Annotated in this window: 17 protein-coding genes; 11 read left to right on the top strand and 6 right to left on the bottom strand. The window is 45.9% G+C overall.

From position 1 onward, the window contains the following. Positions 1-7: 7 nt before the first annotated feature. The 9 genes from FC83_RS16420 to FC83_RS16380 all read left to right on the top strand — a co-directional run bounded on the left by FC83_RS16420 (position 8) and on the right by FC83_RS16380 (position 10,938). Positions 8-262 carry a putative Se/S carrier protein gene (locus FC83_RS16420; RefSeq protein WP_035450610.1) on the top strand — a complete coding sequence of 85 codons (255 nt, stop codon included), beginning with the start codon at positions 8-10 and terminating at the stop codon, positions 260-262. Then, entirely contained in the window at positions 253-1,002 is a 750-nt protein-coding gene (gene yqeC, locus FC83_RS16415) for a selenium cofactor biosynthesis protein YqeC (RefSeq protein WP_035450611.1), read from the top strand. The genes FC83_RS16420 and yqeC overlap by 10 nt, the downstream gene beginning before the upstream one ends. Further along, positions 972-1,790, top strand: a complete 819-nt coding sequence (gene yqeB, locus FC83_RS16410) for a selenium-dependent molybdenum cofactor biosynthesis protein YqeB (RefSeq protein ID WP_035450612.1) — start codon at positions 972-974, stop codon at positions 1,788-1,790. The genes yqeC and yqeB overlap by 31 nt, the downstream gene beginning before the upstream one ends. Before the next feature lie 215 nt (positions 1,791-2,005). Further along, complete coding sequence (locus tag FC83_RS16405) at positions 2,006-2,461, top strand: flavodoxin (protein WP_035450613.1); 456 nt, start codon at positions 2,006-2,008, stop codon at positions 2,459-2,461. A 29-nt stretch (positions 2,462-2,490) separates the two neighbouring features. Continuing rightward, the gene (gene nifJ, locus FC83_RS16400; RefSeq protein ID WP_057003068.1) at positions 2,491-6,069 is read left to right on the top strand and encodes a pyruvate:ferredoxin (flavodoxin) oxidoreductase; all 3,579 of its coding nucleotides are present in this window, start codon (positions 2,491-2,493) and stop codon (positions 6,067-6,069) included. Positions 6,070-6,357: 288 nt separating this feature from the next. Next, positions 6,358-8,667, top strand: a complete 2,310-nt coding sequence (gene xdhA / locus FC83_RS16395) for a xanthine dehydrogenase subunit XdhA (RefSeq protein ID WP_057003037.1) — start codon at positions 6,358-6,360, stop codon at positions 8,665-8,667. Further along, positions 8,667-9,536 (top strand): xanthine dehydrogenase subunit XdhB, encoded by an 870-nt coding sequence (xdhB, locus tag FC83_RS16390; protein ID WP_035450615.1) that lies wholly within the window; start codon positions 8,667-8,669, stop codon positions 9,534-9,536. The genes xdhA and xdhB overlap by 1 nt, the downstream gene beginning before the upstream one ends. A gap of 2 nt (positions 9,537-9,538) precedes the next feature. Beyond that, a complete protein-coding gene (gene xdhC / locus FC83_RS16385) occupies positions 9,539-10,054 on the top strand; it encodes a xanthine dehydrogenase subunit XdhC (RefSeq protein ID WP_057003036.1) in 516 nt (171 codons plus the stop codon). A 245-nt stretch (positions 10,055-10,299) separates the two neighbouring features. After that, positions 10,300-10,938, top strand: coding sequence for a helix-turn-helix transcriptional regulator (locus tag FC83_RS16380; RefSeq protein ID WP_035450616.1), 639 nt, complete (start codon positions 10,300-10,302; stop codon positions 10,936-10,938). 51 nt (positions 10,939-10,989) lie between these two features. Here the strand turns inward: FC83_RS16380 and FC83_RS16375 are convergent, their stop codons facing one another. Then, positions 10,990-11,511 (bottom strand): ClbS/DfsB family four-helix bundle protein, encoded by a 522-nt coding sequence (locus FC83_RS16375; protein WP_035450618.1) that lies wholly within the window; start codon positions 11,509-11,511, stop codon positions 10,990-10,992. A 71-nt stretch (positions 11,512-11,582) separates the two neighbouring features. On the opposite strand from FC83_RS16375, the gene FC83_RS16370 reads away from it, so the two are divergent. Beyond that, positions 11,583-12,827, top strand: a complete 1,245-nt coding sequence (locus tag FC83_RS16370) for an FAD/NAD(P)-binding protein (protein WP_057003035.1) — start codon at positions 11,583-11,585, stop codon at positions 12,825-12,827. 68 nt (positions 12,828-12,895) lie between these two features. Here FC83_RS16370 and citF read toward each other — a convergent pair whose 3' ends face one another. The 3 genes from citF to citD are packed head-to-tail and all read right to left on the bottom strand — an operon-like array spanning position 12,896 to position 15,632. After that, positions 12,896-14,446: a citrate lyase subunit alpha gene (gene citF, locus FC83_RS16365; protein ID WP_035450622.1), complete on the bottom strand. Its 1,551-nt coding sequence runs from the start codon at positions 14,444-14,446 to the stop codon at positions 12,896-12,898. Then, entirely contained in the window at positions 14,443-15,339 is an 897-nt protein-coding gene (locus tag FC83_RS16360) for an aldolase/citrate lyase family protein (protein ID WP_057003034.1), read from the bottom strand. Before FC83_RS16360 ends, citF begins: the two co-directional genes overlap by 4 nt. Continuing rightward, entirely contained in the window at positions 15,336-15,632 is a 297-nt protein-coding gene (gene citD / locus FC83_RS16355) for a citrate lyase acyl carrier protein (RefSeq protein WP_035450624.1), read from the bottom strand. The genes FC83_RS16360 and citD overlap by 4 nt, the downstream gene beginning before the upstream one ends. A 138-nt stretch (positions 15,633-15,770) precedes the next feature. On the opposite strand from citD, the gene FC83_RS16350 reads away from it, so the two are divergent. Continuing rightward, complete coding sequence (locus FC83_RS16350; RefSeq protein ID WP_052004411.1) at positions 15,771-16,637, top strand: LysR family transcriptional regulator; 867 nt, start codon at positions 15,771-15,773, stop codon at positions 16,635-16,637. A 99-nt stretch (positions 16,638-16,736) separates the two neighbouring features. Here FC83_RS16350 and FC83_RS16345 read toward each other — a convergent pair whose 3' ends face one another. Further along, positions 16,737-17,060 (bottom strand): ArsR/SmtB family transcription factor, encoded by a 324-nt coding sequence (locus tag FC83_RS16345; RefSeq protein WP_035450625.1) that lies wholly within the window; start codon positions 17,058-17,060, stop codon positions 16,737-16,739. Between the two features lie 116 nt (positions 17,061-17,176). Then, positions 17,177-17,944 (bottom strand): sialate O-acetylesterase, encoded by a 768-nt coding sequence (locus tag FC83_RS16340; RefSeq protein WP_269083197.1) that lies wholly within the window; start codon positions 17,942-17,944, stop codon positions 17,177-17,179. Positions 17,945-18,020: the final 76 nt, after the last annotated feature.

Below are 18,020 nucleotides of genomic sequence, written 5' to 3'. Positions count from 1 at the left end.
CTTTTCTATGACCTATTTATTTACGTTTATCAATACCCATAACGCAATTACGGCGAGTCATCTCTTTGAAACAGAAAAACTGCCGGTAAGAGTCATGCCCTTACCTGGTCAATTAGGGGATGCTTGCGGGATTTGTTTACGAGTTGACGCTGATTACTTGCAACAAGCCTTTGATCTGATCAAGGACCATGGCATCACGACTGCTGGTATTTATAAAATCATTGGCAGTGGTGCGAAGCAGGTGTATGAAAAATGGCACTAACTCACTTATTTGATTTAAACGCCCGAGAAGTCGTGGCCATTATTGGCTGTGGCGGTAAAACGACCTTAATGAATCATTTGGCCCATAGTTACCCGAATCAACGGGTCTTGCTGACCACCAGCACAAAGATCTGGCCGCCAGCTTGTGATAGCTATGACCATTGGTTGACACCGTTATCTGTGCCTTTAGATTTCCAAGGCTGTCGTGGCGTTAGTGTGCTGGGTGCTTTAACCCCCACGAGTAATGGGTTGAAATTAGCCCAGGCCCCAACATTACACCAGTACCTGCCTTACTTTGATAAGGTGTTCATTGAAGCAGATGGCTCTAAGGGAAAACCCTTGAAAGCTTGGAGTATGCAAGAACCCGTGATTTTACCTGAAACATCGTGTACAATTGGGGTGTTACCTGCAATAAGTTTGGGGTTGACTTTAAATCCTAATAATGTGCACCGTTTTAGCAAGTTGCTGGCTTGGGGTGGTTTTCACCCCGGTCAATTGGTAACGCCAGCGGTTTTGGCCCGTATTATCAGCCATCCCCAAGGTCTGTTTGCCAAGGCCCGGGGCCGTCGGGTGTTAGTGTTGACCCATGTGGCCAATGTAACAACTTTGAACCAAATGAACGAAGTAATAGCACAGTTGCCCGAAAAGATGAAACAGCAGTTGGATCGAATCGTGGCAGTTGACTTTTTAGAAGAACGAGGGCGAGTATTATGGCAGAACCACATATCAGTGACACGTTGATCGTCATCCGTGGCGGCGGCGATTTAGCCACTGGGGTAGCACAGAAATTATGGCATGCTGGCTTTAAGTTGATCATGCTAGAAACCGCGCAACCAATGATGATTCGGCGCCCTGTTTGCCTAGGAAGTGCCATCGCTGATGGCCAGATTACCGTTGAAGATGTAACAGGTGTAAAAACTTTAGCAGAAAATGTGCAAAAAGTCTGGAAAAAAAGTGAAATTCCTGTTATAGTAAACCCATCAGGTGATATAATTCACATGCTTAAACCAGCCGTCGTGGTGGATGCGATTCTTGCCAAAAAGAATCTCGGCACCAATCGACAAATGGCACCTTTAACCATTGCTTTAGGACCAGGTTTTTCCGCACCTGAGGATGTTGATGCCGTCATTGAAACCATGCGGGGTCACAACTTGGGCCGGATCATCACAAAGGGGAAGCCTTTAGCTAACACTGGGATACCGGGGGTCATTGCTGGGAAAAGTAAAGAACGGGTGATTTATGCACCTGCAGCTGGCCTAATGCGACATCGGCGTGAAATTGGCGCCCAAGTTCAGCAAGGTGAAACGTTATTTTATCTTGGAGACACAGCAGTACCATCGCCACTCACTGGCACGCTCCGCGGCTTAATTGCCGAAGGTACGCTCGTGAGTTTGGGATTAAAGATTGCTGATGTGGATCCCAGACCCAATGTACCATGTGACCAAATTTCAGATAAAGCCCGAGCCATCGGAGGCGGTGTCTTAGACGCTGTACTGATGCTAGGCCACAAAAAGGGTTTGTTCGTATAGCCGCACTGTCTGTTATGTCTAGAGGCTGAGTTGAGTTAAGCAGTTAACTTAATCCAGCCTCATTTTTTACAAAGGGGGATAAAAAAAATTTTAATCCCTAAAAATTTTTAAGCGTCAAGTATTTTTTAACAATATTTGAAAGCGTTTGCCACCCACTCAAATTTCAGGAACATGAAACAAAAAAATATATTGACAATCTTGGAAGGATGATTATCATGACTCTAGCGAAAATTGTATATGCCAGCATGACTGGGAATACGGAAGGTATTTCCGAAATTATTGAAGATGCGTTTAAGGATCAAGGCGTCGACGTTGAACGTGAAATGTCCGACGATGTGGATCCAGATTTCTTTGAAGACGCAGATATCTGCGTTATCGCAACTTACACTTATAACGACGGTGAATTACCTGGTGAATTTGAAGACTTCTATGATGATTTAGCAGATGAAGATTTGTCTGGTAAAATCTACGGTGTCGTTGGTAGTGGGGACAGTGAATTGTATCCAGATTTCTTCTGTCACGCTGCTGATTCCTTCATGGAAGATTTTGAAAAGACCGGTGCTAAAAAGGGTGCTGATGTCCTCAAGATTGAAAATGATGCAGACGATGAAGATACAGAAAATATTAAGAAGTTAGTCAGTGATTTAGTCAAGGCTCAAAGCGAGCTTTAAATCGCAAACCACGGAGGTGGATGATGGACATGCAAAATGTTGAAACAAAAGACAATACGCAGGATCATAACGTATCCCGCAAAATCAAAACCATGGATGGGAACACCGCTGCAGCTTATATCTCTTATGCGTTCACAGAGGTTGCCGCCATTTATCCAATCACCCCAAGTTCAACCATGGCTGAAGTTGTGGATGCCTGGGCAGTTGCCGGTAAGAAAAATATCTTTGGCGAACCTGTTAAAGTCGTCGAACTACAATCCGAAGCCGGTGCTGCTGGTGCGGTACATGGTTCCTTAAAGACTGGGGCATTGACCTCAACTTATACCGCATCACAAGGCTTGTTACTAATGATTCCAAACATGTTCAAAATTGCTGGTGAATTATTACCAACCGTTTTCCATGTTGCCGCTCGGGCTGTTTCCACCAATGCCCTTAGCATTTTCGGCGATCACAGTGATGTGATGGCTGCTCGGCAAACTGGTTTTTGTATGTTAGCTGAAAGTGGCGTCCAAGAAGTTATGGATTTGTCCGCTGTTGCACATCTGGCCAGCATTGAAGGCAAATTACCATTTATGAACTTCTTTGATGGTTTTAGAACCAGTCATGAAATCCAACGTATTGAAGTTTTAGACTATGATGAATTAAAAGCAATGATGCCTTGGAAACAATTACAAGAATTCCGTGATGGGGCTATGAACCCGAACCATCCTGAGATTTCAGGGACGGCCCAAAATCCAGACATCTATTTCCAATCTAGAGAAACAGTAAACCAATTTTATGATAAGATGCCAGCAATCGTGCAAAAATATATGAACCAAATCAACGAATTGCGGGGCACTGATTATGATTTGACCAACTATTATGGTGATCCTGAAGCGACTGAAGTTATCATTGCAATGGGTTCAGTTGCCCCAACGATCAAACAAACTGTCGACTATTTGAATAGTAAAGGCCGCAAAGTTGGTTTCATCAATATGCACTTGTATCGCCCATTCCCAACTGAAAACTTGTTGGCTAAATTACCAGCTACAGTAGAACGGGTTGCCGTGATGGATCGGACTAAAGAACCTGGCTCTGAAGGCGAACCATTGCTCTTAGATGTTCAAAGTGCTTTGTTCAGTCATCCTAACCGCCCAGTTGTTATTGGCGGCCGTTATGGGATTGCTTCTAAGAACGTCACACCTGATCAAATTGTCTCTATTTATGATCACTTGCAATTACCTGCTGACCAATTGAAACCACGCTTCACAGTTGGTATCGTGGATGATGTAACGCATACTTCCTTACCAAAAGAAACGCCTTTGGACTTAACACCAAAAGGCATTTTCCAAGCTAAGTTCTGGGGCTTTGGTTCTGATGGGACTGTTGGTGCTAACAAACAAGCTATTAAGATCATCGGGGATCATACCGGCCAATATGCGCAAGCTTACTTCGCCTATGACTCTAAGAAATCTGGTGGCTTGACCATTTCTCATTTACGTTTTGGTCATGAACCAATTAATTCCACTTACTATGTTGAATCCCCTGACTTTGTATGTTGTTCTAACGAAGCTTACTTGAACCAATATGATTTATTGAAAGGCTTAAAAGACGGCGGGACATTCTTATTGAATACTCACTGGGATGAAGCTAAAACTCGGGTATTGTTACCAGAGAAATTCAAGCGCTACATTGGTCAACATCATATTAAATTCTATATCATCGATGCCTACGCCATTGCTCGTGAAATCGGCTTAGGTCGTCGGATCAACCAAGTCATGTCCACCGCATTCTTTGATGTGACAGATATCTTGGAAAGAGATCAATTCGTACCATTGCTCAGAGAATCTGTTGAAACAGCTTATGGCAAGAAATCTCGTAAGATCGTTGAAATGAACTGGGCAGCTATCGATCATACTTTTGATAATTTGGTTCAAGTTGATGTTCCTGAAGACTGGGCTGGCGTTGAAGCTAAACCAGAAGCTGCTAAGGGTGACGAACCAGCTTACGTGAAGAACATCATGGAACCAATCAACCGTCAAGAAGGCGATAACTTAACTGTTAAAGACTTAATTGACAACCATATGTTAGGCGGCAAGATGCCTATGGGCACCGCTGCTTACGAAAAACGGGGCATTGCCTTAGAAGTACCACAATGGGATGCCAAGTTCTGTACTGAATGTAATGCCTGCGCCTTTGTTTGCCCACATGCTGCTATTCGGCCATTTGTGGCAAACGAAGCAGAAATGGAAAAAGCCCCTGAAGGCTTCATTACTAGAGACATGAAGGGTGCCGACGGCCAGATGTACCGGATCCAAGTTTCAATTGAAGACTGTACTGGTTGTAGCCTTTGTGTTGAAGCTTGTCCAGAACGTGGGAAAGCTTTGAAGATGGCCTCTTATGATTCTCAAAAAGAACAAGCTCAAAACTGGGCTTTTGCCATGACATTGACTCAAAAAGCCAATACCATCAAGAAAGCCAGCGTCAAGGGTTCTCAATTTGAAAAACCATTGTTAGAATTCTCTGGTGCTTGTGCTGGTTGTGGTGAAACAGCTTATATTAAACTGTTGACTCAATTGTATGGTGATCACATGCAAATGGCCAATACCACTGGTTGTTCTTCTATCTGGGGTGCTTCTTCACCAGTTACCCCATATACCACAAATGCTTTAGGCCAAGGTCCTGCTTGGAGTAACTCTTTGTTCGAAGATAATGCTGAATATGGTTATGGGATGTTTATCGCTAACCAAACGAAACGTCGTTATCTGGAACATAAAGTTGAAGCTGCTTTAGCTGCCAAAGTTGGTAAACCTGAAACACAAGCCTTAATGCAAGACTGGTTAGACCATGCCCATGAAAGTGAAGGCAGTCGCCAACGGGCTGCTAAGCTAGCTGCGGTTTTGGAAACTGAAAAAGACGAATTATTGCAAGACATTTTGAAAGACAAAGATTCATTTGCCAAGATCAGTCAATGGATCATCGGTGGTGACGGCTGGGCTTATGATATCGGCTTTGGCGGTATCGACCATGTTGTTGCCAGTGGTGAAGATATTAACATCTTCGTCATGGATAATGAATTGTACGCCAATACTGGTGGTCAAATGTCTAAAGCAACACCTGCTTCAGCCGTTGCGAAATTCGCAGCTGGTGGTAAGAAGACAGCTAAGAAGGACTTGGGCATGATGCTAGCCACTTATGGCAACGTCTATGTGGCACAAATTTCCATTGATGCCGACCAAAACCAAACTGTTAAAGCCATCACAGAAGCTGAAAGCTATCCTGGCCCATCTGTTATTATCGGCTATACACCTTGTATCAACCAAGGTATCAAGGGTGGTATGAGTAACGCTATTAAAGAAGCTAAAGCCGCTGTTGAAAGTGGTTACTGGCAACTTTATCGCTACGATCCACGTTTGGCCGAAAAGGGCAGAGATCCAATGCGCTTAGACTACAAACGTTATGACACTGAAAAGATTCCTAGTTTCTTGGAAAGCCAAACACGTTACGCTGCATTGCATAATGTGAAGAAGGATCCAGATGTTGTCGAGGCCATGTTTGACCGGACAACTGAGGATATGGCCGACCGGACTGCCCGCTACGCGGATATGGCAGCTCGTAAGAAAAAATAGGCAATCTTCAAGTTCAAGATTTAAAACCATTTTTTAGCCAGTAACAAGGAACTAACAATATATAATAGTATTCCCTCCTTTTACCCACCCAAGGGCGCCCAATCGCCCTCGGGTGGGTTTTTATTATGGAATTAGCATTGTTGTGGAAACGCTTTTATGATAAAATTTAATTGGTAAATATTTCACAAGCTTGCGCTTATTTTGAAAAAAGTATAAAATACGCTCAAACTCGTACCTACAAAGATTTTTTTGTTTGCAATAATATTATCTTTCAACGGAGGGATAGCAATGGCTCAAAAGCATATTATTGGTCAAGCAGAAAGTCGCTGGGATGCAATTGCAAAGGTTAAAGGCCAGGCAAACTACACTGGAGACTTTCCGATTAAGAACTTACTGCATGGTAAAATTTTACATGCCACGATTGCCCATGGTTACGTGACAAGCTACGATATTTCGGAGGCTGAAAAAGTGCCTGGGGTCTTGAAGATTCTCTTACCCGAGGATCTGCCCCAAAATAAATATTCCACAGCGGGCCATCCTTGGAACCTGGAACCTAAGAAGCGGGACATTGAAGACCGCACCATGTTGACCCGCCACGTGCGCGTTTACGGGGATGACATTGGCGCCGTGATCGCGAAAACGCCCTTAGCTGCTAAACAGGCCCTCAGTAAAATCAAGGTGACCTATGACACCTATCCAGTTTACTTGACCCCAAAGGCGGCCATGGCCCTAGATGCTAAACGCATCCACGCCGAACGGAACAATGTCATTGCCAGTACGGCGGTGGGCTTTGGGGACGTGAATCAAGGCCTTGAGGATGCGGATTTTGTGTTACACCGGCAGTTACATACACCAGTGCAATTACATGCCCATTTAGAGAACCAAGTCGCCACCGCTTTTCAAAGTGAGGATCAACGCTATACGTGTATTAGTTCCACCCAGATCCCCCATATTTGTCGCCGTATCGTGGCCCAGGCTAATGGTCTGCCCTGGTCCCTGATCCGGGTGAAAAAGCCTTTTATCGGGGGCGGTTTTGGCAATAAACAAGATGTGACCATTGAACCCTTAGCCGTGGCCATGAGCCAGGCCATGGGGGGCAAGCCGGTGCAGATCAATTTGACCCGGGAAGAATCCCTGGCCTACACCCGGACCCGCCACGCCATTGATTATGATGTGAAATTAGGCGTCAAAAAAGATGGCACCATCACCGCGTTAGATATGCAAGTGTTATCGAATCAAGGGGGGTACGCTTCCCATGGTCATGCCATTGGCGGGAAGGGCGGCACCTTTATCAATGCCTTGTATAAAATGAACAGTCTAAATTATGGCGCTAAAACCGTGTATACCAATATTGCCACCGCCGGGGCCATGCGGGGCTATGGGATGCCCCAGGTGATTTTTGCCCTGGAGTGTGTCATTGATGACGCCGCCGATAAAATCGGCATGGACCCCATTGAATTTCGCTTGAAGAACCATCAGCCCGATGGTTTTTATAACGAATTAAGCCATACCAAACAACAAGATTTCCGCATTGGCGACTGTTTGAAACAAGGCCCACAAGCCTTTAAATGGCAACAAAAGGCCCAACACGCCAAAGCCTTTAATCAGCACCAAGGTCCAACTCGTCGCGGTGTGGGGATAGCCGCCTTTTCCTTTGGGACGGCGACTTATCCCTTTGGTCTAGAAACTTCTGGGGCCCGCTTGATTTTATTGCCAGACGGGTCCTTTAAACTCATGGTGGGGGCCACGGAAATTGGCCAAGGGGCGGATACCGCCTTGTCCCAAATGGCGGCAGATACTTTAGGGGTTCCCTTTGAAAGTATTATCCGCGATGCCATCACGGATACCGACACTGACCCCTTTGACACCGGGGCTTATGCCTCTCGGCAGACCTATATTGCCGGTTATGCCATTCGCGATGCCGCCGAAAAAATGCGCAAAATGATCATTCAACGGGCCGCAGCCACCTTTGATATTCGCGGTGAATTCATGGATATTGTGGACGGCAACATCGTTTCGGTGAGTGATGGGGATTTGATCACCACCGTCAAAGACATGGCCCAGGCCTCTTATTTTGATTGGCAGACCGCCAAAACCATGGTGGCGGAATCGTCGGTAAATATTCATAATAACTCCTATGCCTCCGGCTGTACCTTGGCGGAAGTAGAAGTGGATCTGCAAACTGGCAAGATCAAGCTCTTGAGTTTAATGAATGTTCACGATTCCGGTAAGATCATCAATCCCTTATTGGCCGCTGGTCAAGTTGAAGGGGGGATGGCCATGAGTGCCGGTTATGGTTTAAATGAGGGCTTGGTCTATGATGATTTAGGGCGGCCTATGAATAATAATTTACTGGATTATAAACTACCCACTACCATGGATCTACCGGATTTAGATGAAATTTTTGTGGAGACCAAAGACCCCTTAGGTCCCTATGGCAATAAAGCTTTGGGCGAAAATCCCACCTGCTCACCGGCACCGGCAATTCGCAATGCGGTGAAAAACGCCGTGGGTGTGGGTATTGATACGATTCCGCTGACCCCAGAAAGCGTTTATGACGCGCTGCAGGCGGCTAAAGCACCTAAGGGGGTGTCGTAATGTACGATATTACCGATTATCATGAAGCAACGTCATTGGCTGAATTTTTTAAGCTCGCCGCCGCAGACCCCAAGGCCCGCATTGTGGCTGGGGGTACCGACACATTGGTCAAATCCCGCGCCGAAGTTCCGGCCTTCACAGGGATGGCTTTAATTGGCATCACCCGCATTCCGGAACTGCAGGGGATTGAATACCAAGCTGATGGCACCTTAAGTATTGGGGCGTTAAATACCTTTGTGACCATTGAACATGATCCCTTAATTCAAAAATATGTCCCGCTGTTAAGCCAAGCGGTATCGTTGGTGGGTGGTCCCCAAACTCGCCATATGGGCACCATTGGCGGTAACATTTGTAATGCTGGGCCAGCAGCAGACAGTGCCCCGGCATTATTCACCTACAACACCATCTGTGAAATTCAAGGCCCAGATGGGATCAAAGATATCCCTATCGCCGACTTTTATCGCGGCCCTGGGCAAACTATCCTGAAGCCCGGAGAAGTGTTGACCCGGTTTAAAATCAAAGCTGCCGACTATCAAGGTTTTCACGGGCACTATACTAAGTTTGCCCGGCGTAATGCCTTAGACATTGCAAATTTAAGTTGTGCTGCTTTGGTGAAGGTCCACGGTGAACAGATCAGCGACCTGCGCCTTTGCTTTGGGGCCGCTGGACCCACGCCGCTAAGGATGCCCGTGGCCGAAGCCTATGCCCAGGGTAAGGCGCTGACCGACGCCACGTTGGCGCAAATTGGTCAATTGTGTTTACGAGATACCCACGATATTACCGACTGGCGGGATAGCAAAGCTTTTCGGGACCACTTGGTCACAGTTTTACCCGGTCGGGATATCACAGCTGCATTGCGAGGTGCTTAGATATGAAACATGAGATTAACTTTACGTTAAATGGCGAAGCCGTCACCTGTGCCGTGGATATTCGCAAAAGTCTGCTGGAAATGTTGCGGGATGATTTTGAATTAACTGGTACCAAAGAAGGCTGTGGGGTGGGCGAGTGTGGTGCATGTTCGGTGATCATTGACGGCCGGACGGTGGATTCTTGTATCTACCTGGCGGTTTGGGCCGATGGTAAGGCAATTACTACCATTGAAGGCATTGCCCAAGCCGATGGGCAATTGGCCCCGATCCAGGCTGCCTTTATCGAAGCCGGGGCCGTCCAATGTGGCTTTTGCATTCCGGGTATGGTTTTAGCTAGTGACCAATTGTTAAAAGACCACGCCCAATTGAGCCGCGCTGAGATCCGCCGAGGACTGTCCGGGAACATGTGCCGCTGTACCGGCTACCAAAAGATTATTGATGCCGTGCAATTGGCTGATGCCAAACGGCAGGCTGATCCAAAAACGGTGGTGCTACCCCATTTTAATATCGAGCGGTAAGCGCTGACGTGGCTGAGGCATATGGGTCAATGCCTAGCAACGCAGGCAAAATTAACTGGCGATCCTTTAAATAAATTTGGTCACCAAACATTTATTTTGAAGCCAGAGCATGTTATACTGAATAGACAAGCCTGTGCACTGCATCACAATTACTGGAGCACAAAATATAACAAAATTTTTGGATTGCTGGTATAATATGGTAAATATATTTTTGCCAAAAATTAAATAAAGAAGGTTTAATCCATATGCTAACAGATGAAAAGTTGCAGTTCCTCGGTCGGATCGGGAAAGCCTTATCCAATCAGTTTGGGGACAACTGTGAGGTGGTTATCCATAAAATCGATCGTGATGATATGAATCATTCCATTGTTATGATTGAAAATGGGCAAGTCTCTTCACGTCGGCTTGGCGATGGCCCTTCTCAGGTTGTTCTAGAGAGTTTAAAAAAGAAACCCGAAGAATTACAAGATCATATCAACTATTTAACTCGAACTTCTGATGGGCGCGTTTTAAAGTCAAGCACCTTATATTTCAAAGATGATGATGGGCAATTAGATGCTATTTTTGCCATTAATTATGATGTCTCTAATGTCATCATGGCTGAAAATGTCCTCAAGAGTCTCAGCGAAACCAAGGATACCAGTCCGGAGACCCCTGAAGTCATCCCTAATGACGTGAACGAATTGTTGGATAACTTGATTCAAGAATCCGTTAAACGCGTTGGCAAGCCCGTTGCTTTGATGAGCAAAGAAGACAAGGTCAAATGTATTCAATTTTTAAATAATAAGGGTGCATTTTTGATTACCAAGTCTGGGGATAAAATTTCAAAATATTTCAATATTTCAAAATATACGCTATACAGTTACATTGACTTGGCAAAATAATATTTTAAAACCCTTTCAAATCGCTGAGATTTTGAAAGGGTTTTTATGTAGCTAAAATTCGTTGTGATTATTGAGTTTTTTCCATTTACGGATTTTGGTGCGGAAGTTGGTGAAGGGGGCCATTGAGTTGATGTGGATCCATTTCCACAGGGGCCATTTGGCAGCGGTGGTGGCCCATTGCCGCTGGCCGGGCTCAAATAAGTCGCTGTCACTCAAAGTGTCCACCCAGGCGATAACGCGGGTCACAGTTTCGTTAAGGGCTTGTATTTGTGTTTGCAGGCTTTCTTGGCCATACTGTTGGTAAAAACTTTGGTATAATCCCCCTAGGTCGTTCCACTTATAACCCGGAGCGGGGGTGTGGACCACTTGGCCTTGTTGTTCCAATTGGTCCCAGCGCAACAATAAGTTGAGCCAGCCTAGTTGATAGGCTAAGTTTTCTGAAGGCGTACGATCCACGTCAGGGATGCGTTTGTCCTTTAAAGTGTCGGGGATGCCGGCAAATTCCGCAATATATTTTTGGTAGCTGGTTTGAATGGCAGCTATCAGTTCGGTTTTATCGGTGTATGTTCGCATGGGGGCAACCTCCTTTAGGATGTAAAATAAGTTTATCATGAGTTAATGGCCGTTTGAAAGGGGCACAAGGCATGTATGATTATATATTGATTGGCGCCGGCGTCAGCAGTGTTTTTGCATTATTGCGTCTGCAAAATACTGCTAAGCGTATCTTGGTGTTAGAAGCGGGGCCGGATTTTAACCAACGGGACCCCCAGGATCTGTATCAAGGTTTCGGTGGCTTAGGTTTGGCTGAAGGTAAGTATAATTTTGCTCCGGACTTTGGCGGCGCTTTAGCAGCTAAAATTGGCGTGGGACCAACCCAAGCGCTGTTGGCCAAAGTTGCCCAGACATTAGATACCTTTGGGGGTCAGCACGCTTTAAGATACGTCGCGGCCCGACCAGCGCAATTGCGCCATCAAAGGGATTTGGTGAGTGTGGCTTGCACCACGCAACATTTAGGCACCCACTTATCAAGAACTGTGTTTGGCAATATGTATCAAGCTTTAAAGGCCAGTCAAATTGAATTTAGATTTCAACAAAAAGTTCAACAAATCACCCCGCTAGCCCAGGGCTTTGCGGTGCGCACGGCCCTTGGGGACACTTATCGGGGCCAGCAAGTCATCCTGGCCACCGGGGTGGCTGTTGACCCGGTTCTGGCAGCGAATCTAAGGACGCTGAGTATCTTTTCAACCCAAACCCGGGTAGATGTAGGTTGTCGCATTGAAACCCAGGGCACAGCCTTGGATGTGCTTTTGGGAACAGATCCAGAAGTAAAGCTACGCTGGGGTGAACGCTATACTTATTGTATGAATAAACATGGCCGGGTCGTCTTGAAACGGCAACATAATTGGGCCATGGCTGATGGCCAGAATTATCGGGAAAATGGCGCCACTTCTAATTTAAACTTCACCTTATTTCAGCCACATTATTTTGCCAGTTCATCAGCGGCTCAGGCTTATTTAACGGCGCTATTTCAGGATCGTTCAACGGTTATTGGCCAACGCCTAGGGGATGTGGCGCCCCAGTTTGCCAAGGGCCAGTTGCTTTCGCCCACCTTGGCCTATCAAAAGGGACCGGCCCTAGATGCTGATCTGCTAAAACCGGCGATTCAATTTTTAGACTTGTTACAGCAGGTGACTAAAACCCCCATAGATGGTCAGACGATGTTATACGGTTATGACGCCAAGTTTTATCCAACCCAGGTCAAAACAAATGCCCAATTTGAAACGGGCATCCCCGGTTTATATTGTATTGGAGATTGTTCTGGCGCCACTTACTCCCTAGCCCAAGCCGCGGCCAGTGGGGTATATTTGGGCCAAATTATCGCCAAATAAGCAGGTAGTTGACAAAAATCATACTTTGTCAGCTACCTGCTTTGTATATTTTATGAGAAGAAAGGTAATTAATTTAACCACTTAGGTTTTTTGATGGCATCAATGAAGGTCCCATCCCGGTATTCCACTAAGGCGACGACCTGATCCTCAAATTCAATATCTTTTGGTTCCCCGGCATATTCATAGGCCAGATCCCGGAGTGTCTCAATAGATTTCAATGGGATATTGGTATCTTTAAAAGCAGCCAATAAGTCGGTTCGCTTTGGATTCACTGCGACACCATAGTCGGTGACCACAATATCGATACTTTCACCGGGAGTCGTCACTGAGGTAACAGCTGTCCGGACAGTGGCAATACGACTACGGATCAGCGGGGCTACAATGATTGTAACGGTCGCCCCAGCTGCCGTATCCGGATGACCCCCGGGTGCCCCTTGGAGCAGGCCATTGGAACCTTGGACCACATTAACATTAAAATCGACGTCGACTTCTAAAGCACCTAAGATGACGAAATCCAATTGATTTACAAAGGCCCCCTTGTTAAAGGGATTTGCATACTGGGAAGCAGATATTTCAAAATGTTTGGGATCAGTATGGGCAGAGGCCACCGAGGCTAAATCAAAGGCCTGATCGTCCAATAGGTTATGGATATAACCAGCTTTGAATAAGTCCACGATGGGTTCGGTGATTCCTCCCATGGCCCAACCACATTTAACGTTGGCCTGATCCATAAATTCTTTTAGGAAAATAGTGGTGGCTAAAGAAGGTCCCCCAGCGCCAGTTTGAAAGGAGAAACCATCCTTAAAGAAGCCAGAGTAATACATACACTTCGCAGCATTTTTAGCCATCAGCAATTCCCGAGTATCTGACGTCAACCGCAGGGCGCCGGTGGCAATTTTATGAGGGTCGCCAATAGCGTCAACTTGGACCACATAGTCCACGTCTACCCCTTCAATGCTGGCGGGGAAATTGGGGCTGGAAACTAATGTATCCGTGATAATGACCACTTTGTCAGCGTATTGGGCATCCCCGGCCATGTAAGATAAAACCCCAGTGTCGGCTTTACCGCCCTTGCCACTGGCGTTGCCATAAGGGTCACTGGTGGCCGCCCCAATGAAGGCCACATCGATTTTAACGGTCCCATCTTCAATTGCCCGGGCCCGCCCCCCATGGCTACGAATGATGGCCGGATTTTTCAGTTTACCGGCGGAAACCGCTTCGCCAATTTCATCCCGGATACCACTGGTGGAAATATTAGTTACCGTACCGTCTTCAATACAAGGGACCAAATAATCATGGGCCTTGCCTAAACTTGAGGCGCAGACAGTCAAATCCTTAATCCCCAGTTCGTGAATGACTTTCATTACCATGTTGACGATATAATCCCCATCTCTGAGATGATGGTGAAAAGAAATGGTCATACCATCTTGCAGACCAGTTGCCCGAACAACAGCTTCAATGTCTGGCAGTAATTTGTCCTTGCCAGGTTTAACCTGAGCATTGACCCTGGGAGCATGTTTGGTGTAGGTGTAACCATCACGGTAATATTGGCCTTGGAAAACTTCCCGGCCAGCTGTTAAAAATTCAGCGGGTATATCCCGTCCTAATACATTTTTCATACTAAATCTCCTCTATAGCTGCCTGCTGCCTTGGCGAGTTTTAAGGTACGTTTGGCACCTTCTACCCAGGCAATATCCACCATCTTACCGTCAACAGTCAAAACGCCAACCCCCTTAGCCTCATTAGCTTGCACGGCTTGGATCACATGCTGGGCATGTAATACTTCTTTGGGGTCCGGGGTGAAAATGTCATGGGTGATCCCGATTTGTTTGGGGCTGATACAGGATTTGCCATCAAAGCCCAAATCGCGAATCATTTTGACCTCGTCAATGAAACCCTGGGGATCATCCGTATCCGTATAGACCGTATCAAAGGCCATGACCCCAGCCGCCCGGGCTGCTAATAACAATTGTGAGCGGGCGCCGAATAGTTCTAAACCCTTGACAGTTCGTTTGGCATGCATGGTCCGGGTATAATCCCCGGCACTTAAGGCGATGCCCATCAGGCGGGGACTACTGGTGGCAATTTCATAGGCGTTCAAGATAGCTAAAGGAGATTCTAAAGCGGCCATCACCATGGTTGTTCCAACCGGGCGGTTAAAGGCAACTTCGGCTTGATCCACTAAATCCGCTACCATTTGCACATCTTCGGCTGTTTCGGTTTTGGGCAAACGAATGCCCTCGGCCCCACCGGCGACCGCTGCGCGAATGTCTTCTTGAAACAAATCTGAGTCTAAAGCGTTGATCCGGACCCAACGCTCGATGCCTTGGTAATCCAAGTCTTTTAAAGTATGGTACAGCTGAATTCTAGCAGCATCTTTTTCCCGTTGGGCCACAGCGTCTTCTAAATCAAAAATCACACAGTCAGGTTGATAAACGAAGGCATCTTTAACGAGGGCCGCCCGTTGGGTATTTAAAAAAATCATGGTTCGTCTAAGGCGTTCTGGTGTCATGATAAAGCCTCCCAGTTGATATCAACTTTTTGATCAATGGCTCTAAAGTAAGCTGTTTCTAAGCGAGCTTTAAGGGTACAGTCTAAAGCACCTTTATCCACCACTCGAATATTAGCGTTTTCAATATTTAATCGATGACAAACTTGTTGCAATAATTGTTTAATTTGGGTGCCATATTGTTCGTAGACACTGCTGGTCAAGTCGATATGAAGACCACCGTCATTTGGTGCCAGGATAATTTGGGCATCGCTGGATTCTAAGGTGCCGGCGATGGCTTTATGTTTAAGTTGCATGATAGTTTGACCTCCTGCTTTTAGATTAAGTCTAACAAGGAAATGATTAGGCGTAAAAGGCAAATAAGCCATCTTATCCATGCATATAACGCATGTTTGCTATAATAGCAATATAATTCAAACCAAGGGGATGTCTAGATGGATGAAAAAGATATTGAGATGCTACTGGCTTTACATCAAACCAAAAGTATCACTCGGGCCGCTCAGATGCTTTTTGTCAATCAATCCTCGCTATCAAAGCGCTTGCAATTATTGGAGCGCAAACTGAAGACCACCTTATTTGTGCGTTCCAAGCAAGGTATTCGCCTGACCAATGCCGGAGAAATGGCCTATAAGACGGCCCAGCAAATTTATAAGTTGACCAGCGATTTAAAAGCTACCTTACAACAGCCTACCACTGGGGTCCAAGGGGTCTTAAATTTAGGCTGTTCCATTGAGTTTGCCCATTATAAATTACCCCAGATTTTAGCAACCTACCACGCCGCTAACCCGAACGTTACTTTGAATATCAGCAGTGATTACAGTCGGAAAATCTACCAGGCCCTCTTGGCGTCAGAGCTAGACGTGGCGATTGTCCGGGGGGAATTTGTGGGTGGGGTGCAAAAAAGGCTGTTGACTGAAGAAGGGGTATATTTGATTTGTCAGTCCCAAAGTGATCGGGCAAATTTGCGGCAAATTCCCTTTATTAACCGGAAAACTGACCGTTACTTTCAAGAACAAATGGACCGTTGGTTGGTGGAACAACAATTATTAGCCTTGAATCATCAAAATATTCAAGTGGATAATGTGACGTCGTGTGTGGACTTTGTGGCCAATGGGTTAGGCTGGGCGATTGTCCCGGAGATTGCCCTGGGTAACTTTAAGGGTTATCAAGAGAAATTGAAATTTCAAGACGGTCAAAATTTTACCCGTAAGACCTACTTGATGTACAAACGAGTAACAGCACAATTACCGGTTTTTAAGGCGCTACAAGCTATGCTATGGCAAAATAAAACCGGATCTTAGATTGGTTTCTAAAATCCGGTACTAGTTTTAAGTTAGTGCTTCAAAAAAATGATTGGTTTGGGGTATCATTTACCCACATGCTGCCGCGTTATGCCAGCCTTATTGGCCGTGGGGTTTGCCCCGCAATACGTGGTTCACGTGGGCAAAGGTATCTTTGATGATTTCTAAAATATGGGGGTCATCTAAGCGATAATAGTTCATTTGGCCGCTACGGGTGGCGTGGACCAGTTGATCTTTTTTTAATAAGCTTAACTGATGAGAAACAATAGATTGTTCTAAATTCAGTTGTTGCCCTAGTTCAGTGACGTTTAAGGTTTTATCTTCTAGGGCCAGTAGAATGCGAATTCTGGTTTGATTACTTAATAGACTATAGATATGCTCAACCTCTTTAAGGGTACGGGCATCATGATTGGGGACCGCCATCGGGTATTCACCTCCATTCAAACATGCTACGCCTGAGATATGTTAAAGTCAACATATCTCAGGCGTAAATCAGTCCGGTTCAATTGGGAAAACCAGTCGAACCGGACTTTAATGATTTATAGAGCAGGTATGGTCAATTTTTCACCGGTGACAATACCGGCATCAATGAAGTAATTATAGACCTGTTGGCCAAAATAAACACTGCTGCGGGCATCAAAATGGTAGGGGTCTAATAAGGTGCCGGCTTGCATGTCCACCAAATGGACATTATTATCGGCAGCGGCCAGTTGGCGAATAGCAAGGTCGACTTGGGGGTCAAACTGTTCCGAATTGTGACTGACCGTGCCACAGAAAATCGGAAGTTGAGGTTTAGCCACCAACTGGCGGCAGTGGGCAAAGACTTGCTTCAAGTTAGCGGCGTAGTGGTCAGCAGCTGCTTTGGAATAGCGGTCCCGATCGGCTTCGCCTTGGTGCCACAACATGGCTTGTACCTCAATTTGGTCACCTTCTTGGGCTAAACACTGTTGGACTAACTGATCGAATTTGGCCAGCAATGAATCATCTAAACTGGGTAATTGATCAAAGTGGGTGGTCCAGTGATGGTCCCCATCTCCCGTGGGGTCAATAGAGGTTCCCCCTTCGGCGTACTTCATCACGTAAATTTCTTGGTGGGCCAATTGGGTCAAATAATAATAAGTGATCAAATCAAAGCCGAAACGGCCTTCCGATAAGTCGGCCGCGCTCAAAGCTGGTTGGAATTGGCCTTGCTTGTGATTAGGGGTATGGTTACTGCAATAGTGACAGTTTGTTAGGGGCAAGTGGATAGCCTGGGGTAATTGGGCCACCGGGACCCGGCCATCGATATTGGATTGACCCGCGGCGATGATCCCTAGTTTTTTGGATTTAGTAATAATTAGTCATCCCTTTATAATTTTAGTAAAACACTAAAGCTAATTATAA

It is taken from the genome of Agrilactobacillus composti DSM 18527 = JCM 14202 (assembly GCF_001436375.1).
In the GTDB taxonomy this organism is placed as follows: domain Bacteria; phylum Bacillota; class Bacilli; order Lactobacillales; family Lactobacillaceae; genus Agrilactobacillus; species Agrilactobacillus composti.
Note: the sequence above shows the minus strand (reverse complement) of the source record. Positions and strands in the feature narration are given on the sequence as shown.

Bases quoted from the DNA above. Each gene is read 5' to 3' on its own strand.
- FC83_RS16420 (WP_035450610.1), top strand. From the start codon at position 8: ATGACCTATTTATTTACGTTTATCAATACCCATAACGCAATTACGGCG.
- yqeC (WP_035450611.1), top strand. From the start codon at position 253: ATGGCACTAACTCACTTATTTGATTTAAACGCCCGAGAAGTCGTGGCC.
- yqeB (WP_035450612.1), top strand. From the start codon at position 972: ATGGCAGAACCACATATCAGTGACACGTTGATCGTCATCCGTGGCGGC.
- FC83_RS16405 (WP_035450613.1), top strand. From the start codon at position 2,006: ATGACTCTAGCGAAAATTGTATATGCCAGCATGACTGGGAATACGGAA.
- nifJ (WP_057003068.1), top strand. From the start codon at position 2,491: ATGCAAAATGTTGAAACAAAAGACAATACGCAGGATCATAACGTATCC.
- xdhA (WP_057003037.1), top strand. From the start codon at position 6,358: ATGGCTCAAAAGCATATTATTGGTCAAGCAGAAAGTCGCTGGGATGCA.
- xdhB (WP_035450615.1), top strand. From the start codon at position 8,667: ATGTACGATATTACCGATTATCATGAAGCAACGTCATTGGCTGAATTT.
- xdhC (WP_057003036.1), top strand. From the start codon at position 9,539: ATGAAACATGAGATTAACTTTACGTTAAATGGCGAAGCCGTCACCTGT.
- FC83_RS16380 (WP_035450616.1), top strand. From the start codon at position 10,300: ATGCTAACAGATGAAAAGTTGCAGTTCCTCGGTCGGATCGGGAAAGCC.
- FC83_RS16375 (WP_035450618.1), bottom strand. From the start codon at position 11,511: ATGCGAACATACACCGATAAAACCGAACTGATAGCTGCCATTCAAACC.
- FC83_RS16370 (WP_057003035.1), top strand. From the start codon at position 11,583: ATGTATGATTATATATTGATTGGCGCCGGCGTCAGCAGTGTTTTTGCA.
- citF (WP_035450622.1), bottom strand. From the start codon at position 14,446: ATGAAAAATGTATTAGGACGGGATATACCCGCTGAATTTTTAACAGCT.
- FC83_RS16360 (WP_057003034.1), bottom strand. From the start codon at position 15,339: ATGACACCAGAACGCCTTAGACGAACCATGATTTTTTTAAATACCCAA.
- citD (WP_035450624.1), bottom strand. From the start codon at position 15,632: ATGCAACTTAAACATAAAGCCATCGCCGGCACCTTAGAATCCAGCGAT.
- FC83_RS16350 (WP_052004411.1), top strand. From the start codon at position 15,771: ATGGATGAAAAAGATATTGAGATGCTACTGGCTTTACATCAAACCAAA.
- FC83_RS16345 (WP_035450625.1), bottom strand. From the start codon at position 17,060: ATGGCGGTCCCCAATCATGATGCCCGTACCCTTAAAGAGGTTGAGCAT.